22 protein-coding genes are annotated in these 22,278 nt (G+C 44.9%); 16 read left to right on the forward strand and 6 right to left on the reverse strand.

Annotation, left to right across the window (positions count from 1 at the left end; all coding sequences use genetic code 11):
• Positions 1-89 precede the first annotated feature (89 nt).
• The 3 genes from MKY48_RS05120 to MKY48_RS05130 all read right to left on the reverse strand — a co-directional run bounded on the left by MKY48_RS05120 (position 90) and on the right by MKY48_RS05130 (position 2,177).
• Positions 90-1,028, reverse strand: a complete 939-nt coding sequence (locus tag MKY48_RS05120) for a hypothetical protein (protein ID WP_339292425.1) — start codon at positions 1,026-1,028, stop codon at positions 90-92.
• A 148-nt stretch (positions 1,029-1,176) separates the two neighbouring features.
• Complete coding sequence (locus MKY48_RS05125) at positions 1,177-1,839, reverse strand: DUF1129 family protein (RefSeq protein WP_339292426.1); 663 nt, start codon at positions 1,837-1,839, stop codon at positions 1,177-1,179.
• 2 nt (positions 1,840-1,841) lie between these two features.
• Positions 1,842-2,177: a PadR family transcriptional regulator gene (locus MKY48_RS05130; protein WP_339292427.1), complete on the reverse strand. Its 336-nt coding sequence runs from the start codon at positions 2,175-2,177 to the stop codon at positions 1,842-1,844.
• Between the two features lie 412 nt (positions 2,178-2,589).
• On the opposite strand from MKY48_RS05130, the gene MKY48_RS05135 reads away from it, so the two are divergent.
• The 4 genes from MKY48_RS05135 to MKY48_RS05150 all read left to right on the forward strand — a co-directional run bounded on the left by MKY48_RS05135 (position 2,590) and on the right by MKY48_RS05150 (position 5,434).
• On the forward strand, positions 2,590-2,844 hold the full coding sequence (locus MKY48_RS05135; RefSeq protein WP_339292428.1) for a hypothetical protein: 255 nt from the start codon (positions 2,590-2,592) through the stop codon (positions 2,842-2,844).
• Positions 2,845-3,235: 391 nt separating this feature from the next.
• Positions 3,236-4,063, forward strand: coding sequence for an alpha/beta fold hydrolase (locus tag MKY48_RS05140; RefSeq protein WP_076325574.1), 828 nt, complete (start codon positions 3,236-3,238; stop codon positions 4,061-4,063).
• Positions 4,064-4,140: 77 nt separating this feature from the next.
• Entirely contained in the window at positions 4,141-4,917 is a 777-nt protein-coding gene (locus tag MKY48_RS05145; RefSeq protein ID WP_339292429.1) for a class III extradiol ring-cleavage dioxygenase, read from the forward strand.
• A 289-nt stretch (positions 4,918-5,206) separates the two neighbouring features.
• Complete coding sequence (locus tag MKY48_RS05150; RefSeq protein WP_339270534.1) at positions 5,207-5,434, forward strand: hypothetical protein; 228 nt, start codon at positions 5,207-5,209, stop codon at positions 5,432-5,434.
• A gap of 466 nt (positions 5,435-5,900) precedes the next feature.
• Here the strand turns inward: MKY48_RS05150 and MKY48_RS05155 are convergent, their stop codons facing one another.
• The 3 genes from MKY48_RS05155 to MKY48_RS05165 all read right to left on the reverse strand — a co-directional run bounded on the left by MKY48_RS05155 (position 5,901) and on the right by MKY48_RS05165 (position 9,254).
• Entirely contained in the window at positions 5,901-6,440 is a 540-nt protein-coding gene (locus tag MKY48_RS05155) for a DoxX family protein (protein WP_339270536.1), read from the reverse strand.
• 1,483 nt (positions 6,441-7,923) lie between these two features.
• Complete coding sequence (locus tag MKY48_RS05160; protein WP_339270538.1) at positions 7,924-8,448, reverse strand: DoxX family protein; 525 nt, start codon at positions 8,446-8,448, stop codon at positions 7,924-7,926.
• Between the two features lie 263 nt (positions 8,449-8,711).
• Positions 8,712-9,254 (reverse strand): DoxX family protein, encoded by a 543-nt coding sequence (locus MKY48_RS05165; RefSeq protein ID WP_076325570.1) that lies wholly within the window; start codon positions 9,252-9,254, stop codon positions 8,712-8,714.
• A gap of 694 nt (positions 9,255-9,948) precedes the next feature.
• On the opposite strand from MKY48_RS05165, the gene MKY48_RS05170 reads away from it, so the two are divergent.
• From MKY48_RS05170 to MKY48_RS05225, 12 genes are all read left to right on the forward strand, one after another.
• The gene (locus MKY48_RS05170; protein WP_076325566.1) at positions 9,949-10,626 is read left to right on the forward strand and encodes a response regulator transcription factor; all 678 of its coding nucleotides are present in this window, start codon (positions 9,949-9,951) and stop codon (positions 10,624-10,626) included.
• The gene (locus MKY48_RS05175; protein ID WP_339270545.1) at positions 10,623-11,633 is read left to right on the forward strand and encodes a HAMP domain-containing sensor histidine kinase; all 1,011 of its coding nucleotides are present in this window, start codon (positions 10,623-10,625) and stop codon (positions 11,631-11,633) included. Before MKY48_RS05170 ends, MKY48_RS05175 begins: the two co-directional genes overlap by 4 nt.
• 92 nt (positions 11,634-11,725) lie before the next feature.
• Positions 11,726-12,439 carry an ATP-binding cassette domain-containing protein gene (locus tag MKY48_RS05180; RefSeq protein WP_339270547.1) on the forward strand — a complete coding sequence of 238 codons (714 nt, stop codon included), beginning with the start codon at positions 11,726-11,728 and terminating at the stop codon, positions 12,437-12,439.
• The gene (locus MKY48_RS05185) at positions 12,436-13,221 is read left to right on the forward strand and encodes an ABC transporter permease (RefSeq protein WP_339270549.1); all 786 of its coding nucleotides are present in this window, start codon (positions 12,436-12,438) and stop codon (positions 13,219-13,221) included. The genes MKY48_RS05180 and MKY48_RS05185 overlap by 4 nt, the downstream gene beginning before the upstream one ends.
• Positions 13,218-13,976 carry an ABC transporter permease gene (locus MKY48_RS05190; protein WP_339270551.1) on the forward strand — a complete coding sequence of 253 codons (759 nt, stop codon included), beginning with the start codon at positions 13,218-13,220 and terminating at the stop codon, positions 13,974-13,976. Before MKY48_RS05185 ends, MKY48_RS05190 begins: the two co-directional genes overlap by 4 nt.
• A gap of 462 nt (positions 13,977-14,438) precedes the next feature.
• Positions 14,439-15,101, forward strand: coding sequence for a signal peptidase I (gene lepB, locus MKY48_RS05195; RefSeq protein WP_339292430.1), 663 nt, complete (start codon positions 14,439-14,441; stop codon positions 15,099-15,101).
• Positions 15,102-15,256: 155 nt separating this feature from the next.
• Positions 15,257-16,255, forward strand: a complete 999-nt coding sequence (locus tag MKY48_RS05200) for a phosphotransferase (protein ID WP_339292431.1) — start codon at positions 15,257-15,259, stop codon at positions 16,253-16,255.
• A 359-nt stretch (positions 16,256-16,614) separates the two neighbouring features.
• Positions 16,615-17,340 carry a response regulator transcription factor gene (locus MKY48_RS05205; protein WP_339292432.1) on the forward strand — a complete coding sequence of 242 codons (726 nt, stop codon included), beginning with the start codon at positions 16,615-16,617 and terminating at the stop codon, positions 17,338-17,340.
• Complete coding sequence (locus tag MKY48_RS05210; RefSeq protein ID WP_339292433.1) at positions 17,337-18,443, forward strand: sensor histidine kinase; 1,107 nt, start codon at positions 17,337-17,339, stop codon at positions 18,441-18,443. The genes MKY48_RS05205 and MKY48_RS05210 overlap by 4 nt, the downstream gene beginning before the upstream one ends.
• 123 nt (positions 18,444-18,566) lie before the next feature.
• Positions 18,567-19,343 carry an ABC transporter ATP-binding protein gene (locus MKY48_RS05215; protein WP_339270561.1) on the forward strand — a complete coding sequence of 259 codons (777 nt, stop codon included), beginning with the start codon at positions 18,567-18,569 and terminating at the stop codon, positions 19,341-19,343.
• The gene (locus MKY48_RS05220) at positions 19,318-20,670 is read left to right on the forward strand and encodes an FtsX-like permease family protein (RefSeq protein ID WP_339292434.1); all 1,353 of its coding nucleotides are present in this window, start codon (positions 19,318-19,320) and stop codon (positions 20,668-20,670) included. The genes MKY48_RS05215 and MKY48_RS05220 overlap by 26 nt, the downstream gene beginning before the upstream one ends.
• A complete protein-coding gene (locus MKY48_RS05225) occupies positions 20,667-22,166 on the forward strand; it encodes a serine hydrolase domain-containing protein (protein WP_339270564.1) in 1,500 nt (499 codons plus the stop codon). Before MKY48_RS05220 ends, MKY48_RS05225 begins: the two co-directional genes overlap by 4 nt.
• The last annotated feature ends 112 nt before the right edge of the window (positions 22,167-22,278 follow it).

A 22,278-nucleotide genomic window follows, 5' to 3' on the forward strand; every position in this document is an offset into this window, starting at 1 on the left:
CCTATAAACGGGAATCCGGCTTTTTTTCATACCTATTCATTAGGTTGGTGATCCTGCTGAACATAGGGAATGGTTTGTGGTTCGTTCGTCTAGTCGAGCGGAACCGCCTTCGCACGATATTGCTCAACCTCCTGGGTCAGCTTGTCCTTGTTGCTCTCAAGCACTTCAGACCAGGACTTTAGCTTTTTCAGAAGAGCGCTTTTGGAGACGGCGTCGCTGTCCTTAAGGACGTTATCGAAGGCTGGCCGCACTTCCGGATCGAGCAGATTGTCCTCGTACTTGAACAGTGGCGTATTGTTGTAGCCATAGAATAAGCTTAGCTCGGTAAAACGAAGCTTCAGCTTCACATCAGCGGCCCGGTTTGATTTGGGATATGCCGTGATAAAAGCCTCCTGCGAAAGTCCACGTTCAATGACCTCGGACCAAGGGATGACCAAGGCCGCATCACTGACCGCAGGCTTCTCGGACTCCACGATCATGATGTCGATATAGGCTTGAAGATCCTTATTGATGTAAGGCTTGTATGGTTTCAGTGTCGTATAGTCAATAATCGGGAAGATGACGCCTTCGGTCGTATACAGTCTGTAGCCGCTGTCTCGCAGGTTGATGAGCACCTTGCGCAGCGTGTCGTCCTTGGCTTTGTTAATGGTGGTGTTAATCGGCTCCCCGTATTTGTACAGGTTCATCAGTTTATCCTGAATGCCGATTTCATACACCTTGTCGGTTTTTGCCGGGAGCGCATCATTCATCGCGTTCTCCAGTTTGAGCACCAGCATGGTCGCCTGATACGTGGTTACGCTGCGGATATGCTTGGTGATGTAAGACTTGGCATAAGCCACATCGGATTCCTTCAGCAGTTTACTGGCTTTGTTGTACACCGCATTGCCGAAGGCGGTAGCTATGCTTGAGACGGCGGTTGAACTAGCTTGGGATACGGATGCAGTTGCTGCGTTAGCGATGACGCCGGTCTGGATCGATAGAATAAGTGCAAGGATGGCAGCAATCGCGGATTTTTTGGATTTTGACATATATATTCCTCCCTTACCACACATTACCCTTATCCTATCATCTTCTATAGAACATTAGTTTACATTGATCGAAAAAATATTAAAGATTTTGTTAAGCTCCGGCCGCAAATCCATGACGAGTTTTGTAAAAAGAACAATCCCCTGAGTATTATTTGCTCGAAAAAAGAAGTTTCGTCCCGGCGATTCCGATCAGGAATATGACGAGACTGATCCATGGCGCTATTGTCAGAACCGGCAGCAGCCGTCCCAGCCACACGCCGGCTACCAGAATCAATACGGTGATGGCGACATAAATTCCCATATTGCGAACATTAATCTTGCGCTTGTCCTCCTCCGGCTTGAAGGTGTCGCTCTTCATCCATCTTAACAATGCGTGGATAAGCACATAGGAACCGCCTGCTATTAGAATCAGGGTGGAAATACGTACCTGCGTCATGCGCTCAACCGGCCCTCCGGCCCACATCGTGATGAATCCGACCAGCGCTTGGACGAAGAAAAACCAGGTTAAGGCAATCCAAGGGATCATGAAATGGTATTGGAGACTGCTCAGGCCTTTTATTTTTGGCAGCTGCTCCACGAGCTCCTTGCAGTAGGATTCGGGATCGCTTCCGAACACATCCTCGGCGCTCCTGCCCTTGGCTTGGGCATCCAGCAGGTGCTGGGCGATTTCAAGCAGCAGTTCCTCGCCTTTTTGCTCCTGCACGAAGCTGCTGCGGATATAGACCACCATGTCTTGGTAATAGCTAAGATTGTCAGGCGTCATGGCATCCTGGAGTCGGTTGTTCTCTTTGATCATCTGTTTGGTATTCATCCTCACTGTCCTCCACGGGTAAGAATATGGTCCACACTATCTTTAAGCGTTCCCCAATGTTCCTTGAATTGTTGAAGAACATGCAGACCTTTATCGGTCAGATTGTAATATTTACGGGGCGGTCCCCCGGCACCGAGCGCAGGCCGCAGTGTCCCTTCGATAAGCTGGTCTTTCTGCATACGAAGCAGCAGGGGATAAATGCTGCCTTCGCTTACAAACGTTAGTCCGCTGTCTTCCAGCAGCGTGCTTATCTCATAACCATATACCTCCCGATGCTCCATAAGCGAGAGAATGCAGCCTTCGAGAATGCCTTTTAGCATTTGACTTTGGGTGGTCATGAATGGGGTTATCCTCCTTCAAGTATATTGCTATGCAAGGTAGCGGGTCGCATTTAGGCTGGGCTGCAAATGAGAATGATAAATGCCGAGTGACGAATTGACAGTGATGTCGGATGAGAGTGACAACGGCAACGGCAATAGTGAATGGCAATTTGCAATGACAATGGCGAATTACAATTGTGAATAACGAATAGCAAAACCGTGATCCCTACAAAACGGATGTCCCTTTCAGCTACCTTGTTATGCAATATATCATAACAACAGCATACTTGCAATGCAAGGTAGCTTAAATAATCCATGCCGTATTCGTGAACCAGGTATAATTCTGCCGTTCCTATTTCACAATAATAAGCATTCTGAAGCAACAGACAACCCTCTAAACATTTAGGGGTAAAAAGGAGGAGTTCTTTAGGTGAGTGCTAACTTTTATGACGATGAATTGCATGGTGGAGACGCTGTGCCGGCAAACGGGCAAGAGGTTGTTGCAGGTAACAGTGCAGCCGACGGGATGTTTGGCCAGCCTGAAGGGGGATACGCCTCCGGGGATGATGAAACAGATCTGTCTGTATCAAGCTTATGGGAGAACGACCCTATTGGGAAGACCTGGATGAACGATTGGAGCGGACGAGAAGAGACCCATGCGATGTTTCGCCAGAGCTACGAGTAAGGCTGAAGATGCGGTGTGAAAGCTGATGAAGATTGAAGTGGACAAGATAAGATGCATGCTGGGGTTTGCAAAGCCGTTAGTGGAGGTTGAACGGTTCGGAGAACTGGGCGGAACTATAGTTTAGGAGAACGATGCCAAGTTTGTCTGTGGTATAAGTAGTGGTTGAATGGACCGTTTCATAACCGGTGGAGCTGTAGTAGAAGGCTGCGCCACGGAATATAGCCGATTTCCACATGCATCGGACGATCATATCTTGCACGTAGTTTGCTGTCTGCCATTTGCGTTGACAATCCATAATCACGATGCTAAGATAGGTTTATCTAATTCATATTAAACTTATCGGAATTATTAATATTATGATTAAGGCGTGTTATCGCAAGGAGGAATCGGCATGGAGCGGCAAATTACAATCCGGCATAATCAAGAAGAACTTACGGCAACCATCCATTACCCGTTGAAGGAAGCGGCCCAAGGAGGCAGGTGCAATCGGGTACCGTTGGTCATCATCTGCCACGGCTTTGTTGGAAGCCGGATCGGCGTGGACCGGCTGTTTGTCAAAACGGCGCGTGAGTTTGCCGATGACGGGTACATGGTGATCCGGTTCGATTATATAGGATGCGGGGAGAGCTCTGGTAATTACGGAAGCGAGGGGCTCGACTCGATGATTGCCCAGACGCGTTCCGTTCTCGATTATGGACTCAGCTGTGCCGATGTCGATCCGACGCGCATCACACTCATCGGACATAGCTTGGGTGGCGCTGTCGCCCTGCAGACCGCCGTTCGTGACCGGCGGGTGAAGAATCTGATTCTGTGGTCTGCGGTAGGTTATCCGTTCAACGATATCGTCAAAATCACCGGTCGCGATGTGTACGACACCTCTGTTAAGTCGGGAACCGCTGATTATTTGGGATACTCGTTTACCCCGGTCTTTTTCGATTCGTTGGCACAGGGTCAGCCTTTCCAGGAAGCGATCAAGTTTACGGGCAATGTGCTGGTGATACATGGTACCTCGGATGAAGTCATTCCGGTCGACTACGCATTTTTGTATCAAAAAGTGTTCTGGATGCGCCAGGAAGGCCGCTGTGATAAGGAGATCATCTTCCAAGCCGATCACACGTATTCCGCCGGGCCTCAGCGCGAGCTGCTCCTAGAGCGGACACGGGATTGGTTGAACGAACAGGAGAACATTCAGCAGGAGTGGCAGCACTGGATGATTTAAGGGAGTTATTTGGCATATTGGGCGATTTAACGGTACAATAGAGTTGTCCCTTGATTTTGAAGCTGGAGGTGGCATCGATGACGTTACCTGCTTTATTTATTGCCCATGGTTCGCCGATGATGGCCCTGGAGGACAACGAGTACACCCGCTTCCTTGAGCAATTGGGGCGGGAGCTGCCTGTACCTAGAGGCATAGCGGTATTTTCTGCCCATTGGGACGATCCGGATCAGCGGCTGACTGAAGATGCAGTGCATGGCACGATGCATGATTTTTACGGATTTCCGGAGGAAATGTACCAGATCACGTATCCTGCCCCAGGCAGTGCGGAGCTGGCTGCTCAGATTCGTCAGCGTTTTGAGGCAAGTAATCTGCATGCCAAAGCCGTGACTGGCCGTGGACTGGACCATGGGGTATGGGTCATTCTGCGCAAAATGTACCCCGATGCGAATATTCCTGTGGTGGCCTTGTCTGTGGACTCCAAGCGCTCGCCACACGAACAATATTCCATCGGTACGATGCTGTCCGATTTGCGTGAGGAAGGCATCCTGATTCTCGGGAGCGGCGGTTTGGTGCACAATCTGCGGATGGTGCATGAGAGCGATGAGCCTGATGAATGGGCGGCTGCATTCGATGAATGGATCGCGAAGCAGCTGACGGAATGGAATCTGAATAATTTGTTTGCGTTTGACAAAAAAGCGCCTCATGCCAGCGATGCGGTCCCATCTTATGGACGGGAGCATTTTGTCCCTTTGTTCTATGCAATGGGTGCTGCCGATACCGGCCGCAAGGCAAAACGATTGTTTCAATCTTACCAATATGGCAGTTTGAGTCTGAACTGCTGGTCATTCGAATAATGAGATGCCGGGCTTGGATCACAAGCTCGGCTTTTGTTGTGTTAGAGGGGATTGTGTGTGGGATTTTCGTTGGCAGCGAGTCGGGGCAGATGTCTGTGGGGAGAAGCAGAAGATAGTGGGGGGCGTTATTGGGTAACCAGTGTACTTAGTCAGTCCGTCGGCGGCCCGGCAAATATCGGACCTCAGATCCGCTATTTTCGTAATCGGCATGATATTGCGAGGTTTATCGGACACAGAATCCGTTAAGTTGCAGATCAGTGCACTTGCTCAGACCGTAGGAGCGGCAGTATTGGACCTCAGATCCGCTATTTTTGCTATACGCACGGTATTGCGGGAGTTATCGGACACACGATCCGTTAAGTTGCAGATCAGTGCACTTGCTCAGACCGTAGGGGCGGCAGTATCGGACCTCAGATCCGTTATTTTCGCTATCGGCACGATATTGCGGGGGTTATCGGACACACGATCCGTTAAGTTGCGGATAATCGGCAAAATGATGGCCTATTTCGGTGAATAACGGATCTCTGGTCCGTTAGTGTCAAAGAAATGGTGCTTTTGGTCAAAATAAAGTCCGCTGAGTCCGCTAAAATTGTAAGTCGTTAAGCAGCGTCACATGTACGACGCTCGAATGAGTTCACTCTTCGGACCTCAGATCCGCTATTTTCACTATAGGCACGGTATTGTGGGGGTTATTGGACACAGAATCCGTTAAGTTGCTGATAATCCGTAAAATGATGGCCTATTTCGGTGAATAACGGATCTCTGGTCCGTTCGTGTTAAGGAAATGGTGCTTTTGGTTAAAATAAGGTCCGCTGAGTCCGCTAAATTTGTAAGTCGCTAACAGTTTCGCATGTACTCGTTAAGCAATGCTGTATGTAACAACGCTCGAACGCTGCCATAACAAAAAACAACCCGGCTTGATTGCTCAAGCAAGGTTGTTTAATCAATAGGGTAGAATTTTTTAACTACAGTTACCTACTATGTTATGCCGTTTGTTTTTTGAATGGTGTGTGCGTGGTTCCGTCGCCTTTGGTTGTTTTATGGGTCATTTTATTCCACAACCCGCGGAGGTAAGGGAGTACCCAATGGTCGAAACCGATTTTACCGGCGTTGGCAGCAGCGACGATGATCAGCACTTCAAGCAGTAACATTTGGGCGTTGGTGCTCACGGTGCCCGAGAAGAGGAACGCGGCGTTCATAACCAGTCCCATCAGGGCGGCGAAGGTGGTGAAGGTACCGAGAATGAGTCCGAGACCTACCAGGAATTCACCGAGCGGGATGATAACGTTGAAGAGCTTCACGCCTGGCAGTGCTCCGTGTTCGAGGAACGCTGCCCACCAGCCTTGTACGGCGGGGTGATCGCCGGCTGCCTTCGCAATCGCGCCTTGCAGGAAGCCGCCTGCGTCAAATCCGCCTGTCAATTTACCCCAACCTGCTGTCATCCATTCATAACCGATGTAGACACGAATGATAGTCAGCAGCCACATTGCAAATTTGTTTGTTCTCAGCCAGTTGTTAAACATATAAACCACTCCTTAAAAGTATGAATTTTCTTTTTATGAAAGCTTCCTTGCAAATTCTCAGGTGCGTTGAAGTTCTGCGTTGTTGTTGATTCAGGAAGATGATCATCTCTTTCATGTCTTTATTATAAGTGAAATAAATCACAATATATGTGATTAAAATCACATTTGTGATAAACATCATAAAAAATTTTACGGGTTGACGCAGTTAACGTACAGCAAAAGACGGATGATCGGGATTGAGGCCGCGATCACCCGTCGGTTGAAGTTAAGAGGTACAGTTAAAGTTACAGTAATGGTGTAGTGTTGTAGTAGAGTAGTTGCAGCAATAAGTAGTTTGCAGGAGCGGGGAGTAGTTGTAGAGGTAGTAGTCGTAGAAGCAGTAGCTGTGGTAAGTAGCACTATAATCTCAGTAGTAGTTGCAGCAACAGTAATTGCAGGAGCCGTGTAGAAGTAATTGCCGCAACCAGTAGTAGCACTCGCATAGCTGTAGTAGTGGCAGTTTCCGCGATGAGTAACAATGCAGCAGGAAGTAGCAGCGATAGTATTAGTAATTTGCGGCAGCAACACTAGGAGTAGCAGTGCAGTAGTGTGGTAGCCGCAGCAGTTGCAGCGACAGGAATTACAGGAGCGATGGTAGAAGCAATCGCGGCAATCAGTATTAGCACTAGCATAGCTGTAGTAGTGGCAGTTTCCGCAATGAGTAACAATGCAGCAGGAAGTAGTAGCACAGCATAGCTGCAGGAGCGGCAGTTTCAGCAATGGAAGTGACAATGCAGCAGTGAGCAGCAGTGAGTAGCAGGAAGTAGCAGCGATAGTAGTAGTAATTTGCTGCAGCAGCAATAGGAGTAGCAGTGCAGTAGTGTGGTAGCCGCAGCAGTTGCAGCAACAGGAATTACAGTAGCCGTGGTATAAGCGGCAATAGCGGCAATCAGTAGTAGCACTAGCATACTGTAGCTGTGGCAGTTTCAGCAATGAGTAAAAAAATGCAGCAGCAAGTAGTAGCGATAGTAGTAATTGCGGCAGCAGCCATACGAGTAGCAGTAGCAGTAGCAGTGCAGTAGTCGCAGCAATAGGAACAGTGCAGTAGTAGCATTTGCACTAAACAAAACTAGTTGCAGCAGCGTGTCACAAGGCAATAACAGCCAACAGAAGTAGTGACGTACAGGCTTGCAGCAGTTGCACTAACAGAAACAGCAGCAGTTTCCCGAACCAGCACCAACAGCACCATCAGCCAGGCGGCAGCAGTATGCAGTTGTGCAGAGAAGCAACAGTAATAGCACCAACAGTAACCTGCAGTTTGCATGAAAAAGCTCAAAGAGGAGATAAGCAGTCAATCGGATTAAGCGGTGAGAATGAGTCAGTCTCCACTTTTTGAGAGGAGGGAAGTCAAGCGGCAGCTTACAGAAGAGGAAGCAAGCCGCTTTTGATTCTAGTTATAGCAACCAGCTAATGTTCATCGGTGTTGATTTAGCTTTAAAGCCCTTCAGACTGCCTGATTCTGTAGAGAGGAGGGGTCACTGCTGATTTTTGCTTTGCGGGTGAATTTATCTTGGAGGTAGGACATGAGCCAGCGGTCGATCCCAATCTTTCCGGCATTTGCAGCCGAGAGGATGATCAGAAATTCGAGCAGTAGGAGCTGACCATTGATGCTGATGGAACCGGAGAAGAGATACGCGGTGTTCATCACGAGCCCCATTAGGGCGGCGAACACAGTGAATGTGCCGAGAATGAGGCCAAGTCCGACGAGGAATTCGCCTAGCGGAATGATGACGTTGAACCATTTTACGCCCGGCAGCGCGGCATGCTTCAGGAATACGGCCCACCAATCCTGAACTGCGGGATGCTCACCAGTGGATTTGGCGATGGCTCCCTGCATAAATCCGCTTGCATCGAAGCCTCCCGTTAACTTGCTCCAGCCTGCCGTCAACCATTTATACCCGACATACACCCGAATGACCGTCAGCAGCCACATTGCGATTTTGCTTGATTGCAACCATTGAATTAACACCAGCATCACTCCTCCATGAATAATCATTCTCTTTTTCTGTTTTCAGATTTTTGCAAATTTGAAATTCGTAAGCGCGATGGAAGCCGAAAAAAACAGCAACGATCTATTTAATGTCGCATCCTAACAAATTATTCATATTTGCAAAAATCTGTATTTAAATACAGTATTCGCAAAGGTCGGAACTTGGCATGGGTTCTTGGCATGAAAAAAAGACGATGGAGAACCGAATGGTTCTCCATCATCCCATGTTTGTTGCTTTACCTTTACGCGGTGCGTTTTTTAAGCGGTGTTGGCGCGATACCTTCATCTTGGTTTGTTTTGTGGGTCATTTTATTCCACAGGCCACGAAGGTAAGGGAGTACCCAACGGTCGAGACCGATTTTACCGGCGTTGGCAGCAGCGACGATGATCAGCACTTCAAGCAGTAACATTTGGGCGTTGGTGCTCACGGTGCCCGAGAAGAGGAACGCAGCGTTCATAACCAGTCCCATCAGGGCGGCGAAGGTTGTGAAGGTACCGAGAATGAGTCCGAGACCTACCAGGAATTCACCGAGTGGGATGATGACGTTGAAGAGCTTCACGCCCGGTAATGCCGCGTGCTCGAGGAACGCTGCCCACCAGCCTTGTACCGCTGGGTGATCGCCGGTTGCATTGGCAATGGCCCCTTGGAGGAAGCCCCCTGCGTCAAATCCGCCGCCAGTCAATTTACCCCAACCTGCTGTCAGCCATTCATAACCGATGTATACCCGTATGATAGTCAGCAGCCACATTGCAAATTTGTTTGTTCTCAGCCAGTTGTTAAACATATAAACCACTCCTTAAATGAGTTTTAATTTTTTGGATTAATGGGTTATTGCGTTGTTTCTGATATCGTTGTTGTTGGTTCTTGTTGCCTTGGGAAGTGATCACCTTCTCTATGTCTTTATTATAAGTGAAAATATTCACATTACATGTGATAAATATCACAAAGTTGTGAACGTTTCGAAATGAGCGCTCCGCAGAGGGGGTTATATACAATGTGGGCACCGATTTCTGGGTGCGCGATGCCTAGTTAGGAGCACGCTTGGATGGCTGTCAGGCTGCCATTCACCTGCTTTCTGCTTAGAGCCATAATCAAGTTCTTGTGAAAATACAATGACAAGAACTTGGTTACATTCCCGATATGATTTCATCGACGACGGCAGACGCCCTTTTATTAAACTAACGGGCAGAATAGTTTAACAAAATAAAGGAGCATTCTGCTTGTGGCATCTGCTCCTTCTTCATGTTGCCGTTAAGGATCAAGCTGTCTACATTTCAGGAGGCAGCTCGTCTAATACTCCGATAATGCCTGTTTTTGGTACGAGTTTCATATTTCGGAACCCAATTATGATAATATATGAAAAAGTATGGAACGAGGAGTGGGATAATTGGCTTGACGATGAAGCAACCTGGAGGTTTGTCAATGCGATTGGTTCGGGTTCTGCATTTATTAATACTATGTAGAGAGAGTGATGTTACTTGAAAAGAAACGTATTATATATTGAAGATAATGAGAAAATAGGCAGTTGGGTAAAGGAAGAATTGGAACAGCGAGGGTTTTCAGTTCAGTGGCTGCTAACTGGTGAAGGAGCCGAAAGAGAAGTCAATCAGCATGAAATCGTTATTTTGGATATCATGTTACCCGGTTTAGACGGATTTACTGTGGGAAGACGATTAAAGAAGGCAGCTCCTGCTGTTCCTATTTTGCTGTTAACTGCTCGAACATCGATAGATGATAAAGTAGATGGTTTACAATTTGCTGATGACTACTTAACGAAACCATTCCATACAGATGAATTAGTTGCAAGATTAGAAGTATTAATCCGTCGTAATGGTGGAACAAAATCCGAACGCATTTCATTAGGAAATCAGATTGAAGTAGATCCAGAAGCTCAAATGATATTTGACAAACGCACAGGAGAAGAAATTATATTAACAGGGAAACAGCATCAAATCTTAATGTACTTCTTACGCCACCCTAATCAAGTTTTAACAAAAGAACAAATTTATGAAGCTATTTGGGAAGAAGCTTATATAACTGGTGATAAAACATTAATGGTGCATATCCATCGACTGCGACAAAAATTAGAACGTCATCCGGATTCCTCAGAGATTATTGAAACGTTGAAGGGAATAGGCTATCGGGTGAAACTATGAAACAGAATAGATCATTATTTCATCGTTTTCTAAAAGTGCATTTTCTATTTATCTTTTTTCCTCCCATTTCACTTATTTTCTTCAGTGCGTTTTTTGGGATTTCTGATATGAATGAAAAAGTTCTGAACACGTTAAATCTATTTTACGTTACCATACTTTTGTTTGGTTTTATTATTGTAGCATTTGTTATATTATCTTGGCTGTTCTTCTTGAAACTTCAAAAACGTCTCGCCCGCTTACAGGAAGTCATGTCATTTTCAGCTAAAAATAATTCATTTCCTAAACCCATATCTGTTCAATCGGATCGCATGGATGAGATAGACCAGTTAGGAATTTCTTTTAATTGGATGATTCAGCAGCTTGAAGACAGTCGCAAGCGAGCATTTGAAGAGGAATTATTACGACATCGACTCATTGCGAATTTATCTCACGACTTACGAACGCCACTTACCATTTTGAGAGGACATGTCACCAGTTTAAATAAAGAATCCATGAGTTTCGAAGGACAAAACTCGTTAACAGAGATTAACCATACGATTACAAGAGTCGGAGATCTAATGGATGATTTACTGTCCTATACATTGCTTACATCAGGGAAACATCCTTTTGGGCCCGTTTCAACAGATATTGTACGTTTAGTAAGAGCATCTGTTGCTGCGTGGTATCCTGTGTTTGAAGATAAAGAAATTCAGCTCGATGTTGATTTACCGGCAGAGGATACTTTTTATTGGGAAGCAGATCCTAATTGGATGACACGGGTTTTGGATAATTTATTTCAGAATATTCTTCGCCATGCAGCAGAGGGAAAATATGCAAACATTGTGGTTGATGTAGAAAAAGAACAGATCATTATTGCAGACAGAGGTCCAGGTTTGGATAACTCTTCCTATGAGCGTGGGGCGGGGATTGGTTTATCGACTTGTCATTATATGTTGAAAAAAATGAATCTGAAAGCGAACTTTACATCAAATGAAAAGGGCACAAGTGTAGCTATTGCAAGGGCTTAACCTAAAGGTAATCCAGAAGTAAACCACATGATAGCTGTGATGTAACTTTGCTTCTATATAATTGGAACCATAACGGAAAGGAAGTGTTATGGTTGCTTACCATTAATAACTTAGTCAAATATCGCGGAACTCAACAAATCTTATCAGGTATCAGTTTTAAAGCGAGACCTGGTAGAGTGACTGGTTTTTTAGGTCCGAATGGGGCAGGGAAAAGTTCTACACTACGCATCCTGCTTGGATTAGATCGTGCCACCTCAGGGAGTGCACTCATTAATGGCAAGCCATTCGCAGAATTACATAATCCTCTAGCAACAGTAGGTGCCGCACTGGATGGATCTGGAGCTCATCGTAGGCGAACAGGAAGGGCCCATTTAAGTTGGATTGCTCGTGCCGCAGGATTACCTAGTTCACGTGTCGAGGAAGTTCTGGAAATAGTGGGTCTTACTAATGCAGCTGACAAAAGAGTTGGGAATTATTCGCTTGGCATGGGGAGAAGACTTGGAATGGCGGCTGCACTACTGGGTAATCCCCAAATATTGGTTCTAGATGAACCAGTAAATGGGCTCGACCCGGAAGGAATTCGTTGGATTCGGACATTTTTACGTGAACGTGCTGATTCTGGAAACACGGTGTTACTGTCCAGTCATCTAATGGGAGAGCTTGCAGAGACTGTTGATGATGTGGTGATTATTAAGCATGGAAAAATCGTTGCAGATGGAACATTGGAAGAAGTAATAGGTAACCATTCCACGCTGGAGGAAGCCTTTTTTGCCCTGACATCTGAAAATGCAGGTGAGGTTGGATGAGAGCATTCAACGCAGAACTATCTAAATTGTTCTCCCTGCCGGGCATCTGGCTTGCCTTTCTTATTGGAGCATTTGCCCCAGCGGTCATTGCTGCCTTGGACAGTATAGCTCAAAAAGAGGAGATTATAGCTGGAGTTAGCACACGGCTAACGGAAGTTGGATATATTGGCTTAGCTCTTGGTGTGCAAGGTGTCATTATTATTGGGGTGCTTGCTGTCAGCAGTGAGTATTTGACAGAGAGCAGTGAATCTGGTGGAGGACAACAGATTACAACAAGTTTAACTGTTGTTACATCCCGATTTCTTTTTTTGCTGGCAAAAGCAGGCGCTGTGACAGTGATCAGCATACTGCTATGTATTGTTGCTATTATGACAACTGTGTCTGCAACGCATCTTATTCTCGGTGAATATGCCCCTGCATTTGAATGGTCCAGACTTATCGGTGCAGTTTGTTACTGGACATTCACTGCTCTTTTAGCACTTGGGATTACTTTGCTAACTAAGAATGGCATCATCCCGCTTGCTGTGCTCATAATAAATTCTTCCGTTGTATCATTTAGTGTCCTGCTTTCTAAGGTTACAAAGTTGGCGTTTTACTTACCAGATAGGGCTGGCGCTGAAATGTTTATGTTTACAAGCGACAGACTTCACACCCCGTCCACAGGCAGTTTATTCGACAGATTTCACACCCCCTTCACAGGCGGTTTAGTCATGTTTGCCTGGGTAGTCGTTTTTTTCATTGTTGCAGCTATTGTATTCCATAGGAGGGACGTTGCAGCATGAGTGTCTCATCTAGTAGAAAGATAACACAAATCCTTGGTGCTGAACTGGGTAAATTAGTTACATTACCATTGATATGGCTCACTCTTATGGGTACATTCATTCTTAGTTTAGTTTTAGCCGCAGCTTTTACTTCTGTTGGTCTACAAGGGGCAGCAGGAACGCAAAATATACTGAATATAGGTCTTGCTTCTATGGGATATCTTCAAGCAGGCTTCATTATTCTTGGTATATTAGCTACTTGTTCGGAGTATACAGGTGGACAGATTCGAACTACTTTAACTACGATACCTTGGCGCGGGTTCCAATTATCCACGAAGCATTTGGCATTGGCAATTATAACTATTCCTGCTGCGTTTATTATTACTGCATCAGGTGTACTATATACCTTTATCATGATGAAAGACACAGCAGTAGTGATTGAAATAGACGCAATGATAGAATCATTAGTAGGTGCAACAGGCTATCTAACATTAACCACACTTCTCAGTGCAGCTATAGGTGCTTTACTGAGACGAACCACTCCTGCTTTAGTGATACTGCTTGGTTATTATTTCATTGTCAGTCCATTGTCAAGAGATTTTCTACCTAGTATTACAAATTATTTTCCGGATACGGCAGGATATTATATGTATATGCCGCCTTCCTCTGATGAGATAAATGTCCTTACACCCATGCAAGGGACAGGTATTTCAATGTTATGGACACTGATTTTTTTTACAGCAGCTATTGTATTTTACCGTAAACGAGATGCCTAAGTGTTTCATCATTTATACACACCATCTGGCAGTTTGTATAATCTACCATATGGTGATGTTTGGTTAAAAGATGTTTTTGAGCAATCCAATGAATAAATATTTCATCTAAGAACGGATTCTTACCTTTTTGCAGGCTGTCGAAAGCGAGAATTCATGGTTCGTGCTGGATGTGTAGTAAAAAAGTCGAACGCTTGACTTCCCAAATCTGAGGAATCCAGAATTGAAGGGCTTCGGCATCAGATAACGAATTACCATGAAAGAGATCAGAGACAAAGCGAAGAGAGGGATTCCATCATCGGAATGCCCTCTTATTTCCATTTGTATCATTCAACAAGTTAATCGATATTTTGCCCGTGAATTCATTAAGCTAACGGGCAGATTAGTTCAATCAAGCCACTGTAACCTTGGAACACTTAACCTTAAGTTTACGTATAAAGGAAAAGAAGTCGAGGGGAGTGGGAAATGATGAAAGTGGTCATTATCGTTATTGTATTTGGACTGATATTTGCAGCATGTAGTAGTTCAGAGGAAACAAGTAAAATCATCACTGATTCCATAACGAAACCAACGATTAATACAGTAACCAAAAATGAGTTAGATTCCAAGCAGGTCATCTACAATCATAACTATGACAACATGGATCGTGGGAATCATGATTTAGAAGGCCAGGTTGTGATTGATTTGAAGTATTACAATGAGCATGCGATTAGCCGCGGTGATATCGTATACTTTACAAATCCTGAAACTAAAAAGAATCTTGGTGAGTACAGTATTTCTAGAGTAATCGGGTTACCTGGCGAAAAAGTAAAGATTGAAAAAGGACAGATCTATATTAACGGGAAAATGCTTGATGCCTTTTACGGAAGAGCACATCGACTGGGTGCTGATCTCGATAGTTTGAAAAAAGCTTTAGAGCGTGTTGACTTAGAAGATTACATACGAAAAAACATCGAAAATATAGTGAATTATTTTGAGAAATTAACTATGAAGGAAATTGAGATCCCTGAAGACAGCATTTATATTGTAGGTGATGATTGGTTTCGCAGTAATGATAGCAGATTCTTTGGGCCATTACCCACAGATAAAATTGAGGGAAAAGTGGTTGGGGTGATCGGTAGCCCGTAAAGCTAACGGGAAACGTTAGTTCAATAAAAGACAAGAAGGCAGCCATTAACGAGATCGGCTGCCTTTGTTCAACTAACGGGCAGGATAACGTAATTGCCACATAGAACATGTACTATATTTAAGATGGAAGAAGTTGCTGGAAAGGTGGATATAGATTGGACCCTCGTCAAATTGAGATTCTATGTAATGAATTAGGGCTAGGTGATATAGCCGTTGCCCCTATTGCGTTATCAGGCGGTTTATTACATCGTATGTATGCAGTACAAACCACATCAGGTAGATATGTAGTCAAAGCGTTAAACCCAGAAATTATGGCCAGACCAACGGCCATGCAAAACTTCATCAGATCAGAACTTATTGCTAATCGTGCTGCAAACTATATACCTGCTCTTCCGGCTAAGAAGTTTAATAGTGCTTCTATCCAACAAGTGGGTGAGCAATTCTGTCTCGTATTTGAATGGATGGATGGCAAAAGCCTTAAGCCCAGCGACATAAATACGGGTCATTGCAAAATAATGGGTAGCATTCTTTCATCTCTACATATTGGGGATTTCTCAGACCTTGGAATAGTTAATAATTCTTCTGAAGATCGGAGACTAACTGATTGGAACTTCTATTTGAAAAAAGGGCAAGAGAGTAATGCCGAATGGACAAGTATATTATTTGAAAACAGTGAAATGCTTAACGATTGGAATGCCGAAGCTATAAATTCAGCGAAGCAAATTTCAACAGATATGGTCATCAGTCATGGCGACCTAGACCCTAAGAATGTTTTGTGGGATGTTAAACCAATTCTGATTGATTGGGAATGTGCAGGATATAGAAACTCTAAGCAAGATTTAGTTGAAACGGCTATTTATTGGTCTGAAAATGATTCGGGCGAGATTGACAAAGACAAATTCTTATCTTTCATAGATGGCTATAAGGGAACAACACAAAACCAAATCCATGCAAACTGGAGGATGATACTGGCAAGTGGATTTTTAGGGAAGTTGGACTGGCTAGAATATTGTCTAAAGCGGTCTTTATGGATTGATTGCACGGATCACGATGAACAGAAAGCCGGGACCGAACAGGTTGCTGGAACCATACTAGCTATTAAGCGTTATGCAGAGAAAATTAATGAAATTGAAGGATGGCTGAAAGAGATCTAAATTGCCTGATCGATTACGCTAACGGGAAACGTTAGCTCAATAAAAACCAAAAGCAGCCTCGATCAACTTGATCGGCTGCTTTTGTTCATCTAACGGGCAGGATAATTTAAGTTTTTTAGAATATAACAGTATATGACTATCAATATATTTATTCCTGTCCGACGACAAGAACGTATAGACTTACAGGCAGCAATTCAACATAGAGCAGCCGTTTGATGCAATATTGCCGCTCATTGTCAGAAATTAGATAATCATTCTTACCAAATCCAGCATAAGCTCAATCGCCCTTTATTCCTGTCTTCCAACAATCTGCTATACTGATAGTTGGCTTACACGGAACGCTTTGAGGAGGAATCGCATTGTACCGGATTTATATTGTGGAGGACGATAGCAAAATTAGCGCCGTCCTAAAGAGAAATATGGAGAAATACGGATTTGATGCAGCTTGCGCATCAGAGTTTCGAGACATCGTGCCGGAACTTGAGGTGTATGAACCGCATTTGGTCATGCTTGATATAAACCTGCCGTACTTTGACGGCTATTATTGGTGCAGGCAAATACGTAAAAAATCCAACGTACCGATCATTTTCATATCCGCTCGTGCGGGTGAGATGGATCAGGTGCTGGCCATAGATAACGGCGGTGATGATTACATCACGAAGCCGATTCATTTAGATCTTTTAATCGCGAAGATAAAAAGTGTATTAAGGAGAGTTTACGGGGATTATTCGGCATCGACCGGTCTTGCCCCGTCGCCTGAAAACGAGTTGAACGTACAAGGCTTGCGACTGAACCTTAGCCGTAATGAACTTATATGGCAAACACAAAGAACCCAGATTACGAAGAATGAACAGTTGTTAGCTGAATGCTTCATACAGCAGTACGGAAGAACCGTCTCGAGGGATCAGCTCTTGGGGACGTTATGGGACAATGCGCAGTTTGTCGATGACAATACGTTGACCGTCAATGTTGCAAGATTGCGCAAGAAACTGGAGGAGCTGGGGCTGCCGAATGCGATCGCGACAGTACGAGGTATGGGTTATAAACTGATTCTGGGCGAAGAGCAGGGGGAGACGAGTTTATGAGAGTGCTCCCGGTAGTGTTGTTCCTTCGTGACCGGCTAATTTATGTGTTATCCGGATTCCTTATGATTAGTACCGGCGTCTGTTTAATGCTTCTGGAAAACGCGCGTTATCTTGGATGGATGGATACGAGTACGATTTATTATTTTGTTGTTGCAGCCGCGTTCTTTTTGATTCTTGGACTAGTTGTTGACTATATTCGGCAGCGTGAGTATTACAACCAGCTTAAAAATGCGATTGAAAGGTCTGATGAATTACACGTTGAAGCCATCGTACAATCTGCAGTAACGAAGGAGCAGCAGCTTGTCGCTAGATTGCTTGAGCAACAAATGAGCGCTTATTTGAATAAGCTGGGCGCATACCGCCGTCAGCAGGAGCTTCATAATCATTTTGTGCTGCAGTGGGTGCATCATATGAAGACGCCCTTATCGGTTATCGATCTGCTCTTGCAAGTGACAGCGAAGCAGCTGCCGTCTTCAGAGAAGGAACAACAAGAGCTCGCCTTCAGCCTGCATGAAGAAGCGGATCGAATGTCGAGAGGTCTGGAAATGCTGCTCCATACGGCACGCCTTGAGAAGTTCGAAATGGATCTTCATCTCAAAAAAACGCCTCTTCACGACGTGATACGAGACGTTCTGATCGCACACAAACGTCTTTGTATTCGGCATAACGTCATACCGCAAATACATGGCGAGGCATGGACGGAAACGGATGAGAAGTGGATGACCGTCGTACTCAATCAAATTGTCAGCAACGCTATTAAATACAGTAAGAACAAGAAAGGCCTAAAAAAACTAATTTTCCTCTTGGATCAGAGTACAGACACTGGCAGCAAACTTAGCATAACCGATGAAGGAAGTGGTATCGCACCTCACGATATACCACGAATATTTGATCCTTTCTTCACTGGCGAGAACGGACGATCTGCAGAGGAATCGACGGGAATGGGACTCTATTTAGCGAAGCAAGTGTGCAGCAAACTCGGTCATGAACTTTCCGTATCGTCGGAGTTGGGTGTTGGTACGACGATTACGATCACTTTTCACCCCCATGGCATACACCTCCTTCTTGGCAGCAAAGCGAACAAGGACATGCACGCTTTGTGACAACTTTGTCATGTTCGAAGCGTGTTTTTTGTTATGTAAATCGATGGGTTCGATACTCATTGCCCGCTATACTAAACCTTGTTAAGACACACAGACTAAAAACGGGAGGAGGGAAATCGAACGATGAGTATACTTAAGGCACAGGGACTTAATAAAATTTACAGTTCCAAAGGGAATGTCGTATGCACAGCACTACATGACATTGACCTGCAAGTAGAACATGGCGAATTTGTCGGTGTCATGGGGCCGTCGGGAAGCGGAAAGACGACGCTGCTTAATCTTCTCGCGGCAATGGAACGTCCGACATCCGGCCATATCGAAATTAACGGAATTTATCCAAATAAGCTCAGCGATAAAAAATTGGCGCTTTTCAGAAGGCGCGAACTTGGCTACATCTTTCAGGATTTTAACCTGCTGGATGCCCTGACCATCAAAGAAAACATTATTTTGCCGCTGGTGTTGGAAGGGACGGCTCCCAAGTTGATCGAGGAAAAACTGAAGTCCCTTGCAGAATGGCTGCAAATTACTAATCTCTTGAACAAGCGCACCTATGAAGTGTCAGGCGGTCAGAAGCAGCGTGCGGCCATTGCGCGCGCCCTTATTCATGAGCCGTCGTTACTGCTCGCCGATGAACTGACGGGAAACCTGGATTCGAAGTCGGCGAAGGATGTGATGGAGTCGCTAAAAGAGTTGAACGAAAGATTCAGGGCAACGGTTTTAATGGTGACTCACGATCCATTTTCGGCGAGTTATTGCCAGCGCATCGTGTTCATCAAAGATGGAAGAATCTTTTCGGAAATTCGGCGCGGCTCCAACCGGCAAGCGTTTTTCCAACAAATATTAGACGTGCTGAGCGTATTGGGAGGGAATTTTAATGACGCTCCGTTCGCTCGCGCTTAGCAACATCCGCGGCAATTGGCGGTCATACGGCGCGTTTTTTATGAGCAGCGTATTGTCCGTCATGATCTTTTATATCTATGCGGCGTTTGTTGCGCATCCGGCTTTGACAAGCGGTCAGTTGATCGGAACTGCGAAAGTAAGATTGGGCATGGTGCTTTGCCAATACATCATCGTCATTTTCTCGTTTTTGTTCGTGCTTTACTCCAATTCGGCTTTTCTGAAGTCCAGAAAGAAGGAATTCGGCCTTCTATACATGTTCGGAATAACCCGTATTCAGCTTCGCAGACTTATCGTGTATGAGAACACGGTGATTGCCGTTTTGGCCATCGCAGCCGGCATCGGGCTGGGGATACTATTCAGCAAGCCGTTTTTTATGGCGCTCGCAGTGCTGCTTGGCATGAAAGAATCCATTGCCGCTCTTGTACCGCTTCGCGCGCTGTGGATGACGACCGGCGGCTTTTTTATGCTGTTCACGTTCATTTCCGTGGTAACGGCATGGCGTGTGGGGAGTACGGAAATTGCAGGATTGCTTAATGCAGCGGGAAGGCCGAAGGAACGGTCCGTTTATTCGCCATGGTTTGCTCTGCTTGCAGTCTTGTGTTTGGCATCCTCGTATGGGATGGCTTTGAGGTTAAATATGGCGAATTTTAGCATGCTTGCACCGATGATTCTGCTTACGGCAGTTCTTGGAACTTATCTTTTATTCACGCAGTTCAGTAGATTGCTGCTGCGAATCATTAAAGGTTCTGCAAGAGTCTACTATAATCGAACGAATTTGATCGTATTCGCTCAGCTTGGTCTGAAGTTGAAGGAAAACGCGAGAATGTTGTTTATCGTGTCGATTTTGAGCGCGGTTATTTTAACGGCATCCGGAACGATATACATGTTGGGACTTGCCGTACAGTTGGACAATGTAAAGACGCAATATGAGGATGCCCAAGGGGTCATTTCTCTTACGATGTTCATTGGCGTGTTCATTAGTTTACTGTTCTTTATCGCATCCGGCAGTATGATTTATTTCAAATTGTTCACGGAACTGCAGGAGGATCAGGCGCAGTATAAAGCACTGACCCGTATCGGTATGACGCAAGCCGAACTTCGAAAAATCGTCTTTATGCAGGTCGGCATTCTTTTCTTCGCGCCATGCCTCGTCGGTATCGTACATGCGTTGGTCGCGCTTAAAGCATTAAATAACCTGCTTATGGTATCCAATTGGATCTATTCGTTCGTCATCATCGGTATTTACATGGCCATGCAAACGATTTATTTCCTTGTGGCCTGCAATAGCTACATGAAAAGCATAAATTTAAAGGGGAAACGGTTATGAAACCATCAGTAAAAATGTGTTTGTTCATGATTCTTATGATTCTAACGGTTAGTAGTCTCACACCCAATATAACTAACGCCGACTCAAGCGAAAAAATTAAGAAGATCGAACAGTATGTTGAAGAGCAAAAAGAGATCAGCAAAATTCCAGGGATATCGTTAGTAATTGTAGAGGAGGGGAAAACGGTTTATCAAAAAGGCTTCGGGTACGCTGATGTAAAGGCCAAAACACCCGTGACCGCTAATACATTATTTGAAATCGGATCCACAACGAAAGCATTTACGGGTCTTGCCATTCTGCAATTGGAAAAGGAAGGGCTGTTAAAACGGACGGATGACGTTCGAAAGTATATCCCATGGCTAGAGTTAAAATATAATGGAGAGCCGCAAACGATTACTATAAATCAGCTGCTTTATCATACCAGCGGGATCGCTTCTAGAACTATAGCTCATATTCCTGAGAGCAATGCAGATAACGCCCTCGAAATGAACGTAAGAACATTGCTGAACCAGCAATTAAACCGGAAGCCAGGCAGCTCTCATGAATACGCAACGCTCAATTATGATGTCTTGGGACTCGTTATCGAGATCGTAACAAAGCAACCCTATGATATGTATATAAAGCAGCAGATATTAGAGCCGATCGGCATGAAAGACTCGTTTGTTGGGCTGCATCAAGTTCAGTCCAACGAGATGGCAGCCGGCTATAAAATAGGATTCATGAAAGAGCAAGCCTACACGCCGCCCATCTATCGGGGGAATGTACCCGCCGGATACGTTATCAGCAACACGAAAGATATAGCGAAATGGATGAATCTACAGTTAGGAAGAGATCCGAGCCATGCGTTCGACAAACAGATCATTCAAGAATCGCAAATCCCTGATTTGTCGGTGGAACCTTTTGATAAAGACACCTACTATGCCAGCGGATGGGCAGTTATGAAAAAAAACGAAAAACAATATATTTTCCATGCCGGACAGAACCCGACTTTTACCTCGTATTTCATCATGCAGCCCGATGAACAATTAGGGGTAGCCATTCTATCCAATTTGAATACGAGCTTTACGACAGCCATAGGTCAAGGCGTGATGGATCTGTGGGAGGGGAACGACGTTGCGAATACTCATTCCTCCGGCGATCAAAAGTTGGATCGAATCGTGACCATCCTGTGTATCGTCGTCGGCTGTTTCGGAGTAATGTTCATCCTGCTATCGCTAAGAACCGTGAGCAAGTTTGTTCGAAAACAAAGAATACGGACAAAATTAAACGTAAAAAGGATCTTGTTATTATCCGTACATACGTTGGTTGCAGCTGCAATTTTGACACTCACGCTCATGTTTCCGAAAATTTTCTTTCAAGGATTGCCTTTGGCATTTATTAAAGTATGGGCCCCAACGACAATCTCGGTGTTTCTTTATAGTGTCATAGTGGTAAATATCATTTATTATCTGATTGGACTATTGCTTATTTTTACTAAAAAGACGAAATTGAATTGAAGAAGAAACGTAATCTCGACATGAATAAAACTATTGCAATGCAGGTCTATGTGTACCCTAATGATATATGATACTAATAAATATATTGCAATACGTTGATGAAATGTATCAG

This window comes from Paenibacillus sp. FSL W8-0187 (genome assembly GCF_037969755.1).
GTDB lineage: Bacteria > Bacillota > Bacilli > Paenibacillales > Paenibacillaceae > Paenibacillus_AQ.

What these genes read in the sequence shown, in the direction of transcription:
- MKY48_RS05140 (WP_076325574.1), top strand. Translation starts at nt 3,236, where the DNA reads ATGGAGCGGCAAATTACAATCCGGCATAATCAAGAAGAACTTACGGCA.
- MKY48_RS05120 (WP_339292425.1), bottom strand. Translation starts at nt 1,028, where the DNA reads ATGTCAAAATCCAAAAAATCCGCGATTGCTGCCATCCTTGCACTTATT.
- MKY48_RS05130 (WP_339292427.1), bottom strand. Translation starts at nt 2,177, where the DNA reads ATGACCACCCAAAGTCAAATGCTAAAAGGCATTCTCGAAGGCTGCATT.
- MKY48_RS05215 (WP_339270561.1), top strand. Translation starts at nt 18,567, where the DNA reads ATGAGTATACTTAAGGCACAGGGACTTAATAAAATTTACAGTTCCAAA.
- MKY48_RS05145 (WP_339292429.1), top strand. Translation starts at nt 4,141, where the DNA reads ATGACGTTACCTGCTTTATTTATTGCCCATGGTTCGCCGATGATGGCC.
- lepB (WP_339292430.1), top strand. Translation starts at nt 14,439, where the DNA reads ATGATGAAAGTGGTCATTATCGTTATTGTATTTGGACTGATATTTGCA.
- MKY48_RS05185 (WP_339270549.1), top strand. Translation starts at nt 12,436, where the DNA reads ATGAGAGCATTCAACGCAGAACTATCTAAATTGTTCTCCCTGCCGGGC.
- MKY48_RS05220 (WP_339292434.1), top strand. Translation starts at nt 19,318, where the DNA reads ATGACGCTCCGTTCGCTCGCGCTTAGCAACATCCGCGGCAATTGGCGG.
- MKY48_RS05165 (WP_076325570.1), bottom strand. Translation starts at nt 9,254, where the DNA reads ATGTTTAACAACTGGCTGAGAACAAACAAATTTGCAATGTGGCTGCTG.
- MKY48_RS05190 (WP_339270551.1), top strand. Translation starts at nt 13,218, where the DNA reads ATGAGTGTCTCATCTAGTAGAAAGATAACACAAATCCTTGGTGCTGAA.
- MKY48_RS05175 (WP_339270545.1), top strand. Translation starts at nt 10,623, where the DNA reads ATGAAACAGAATAGATCATTATTTCATCGTTTTCTAAAAGTGCATTTT.
- MKY48_RS05125 (WP_339292426.1), bottom strand. Translation starts at nt 1,839, where the DNA reads ATGAATACCAAACAGATGATCAAAGAGAACAACCGACTCCAGGATGCC.
- MKY48_RS05155 (WP_339270536.1), bottom strand. Translation starts at nt 6,440, where the DNA reads ATGTTTAACAACTGGCTGAGAACAAACAAATTTGCAATGTGGCTGCTG.
- MKY48_RS05210 (WP_339292433.1), top strand. Translation starts at nt 17,337, where the DNA reads ATGAGAGTGCTCCCGGTAGTGTTGTTCCTTCGTGACCGGCTAATTTAT.
- MKY48_RS05225 (WP_339270564.1), top strand. Translation starts at nt 20,667, where the DNA reads ATGAAACCATCAGTAAAAATGTGTTTGTTCATGATTCTTATGATTCTA.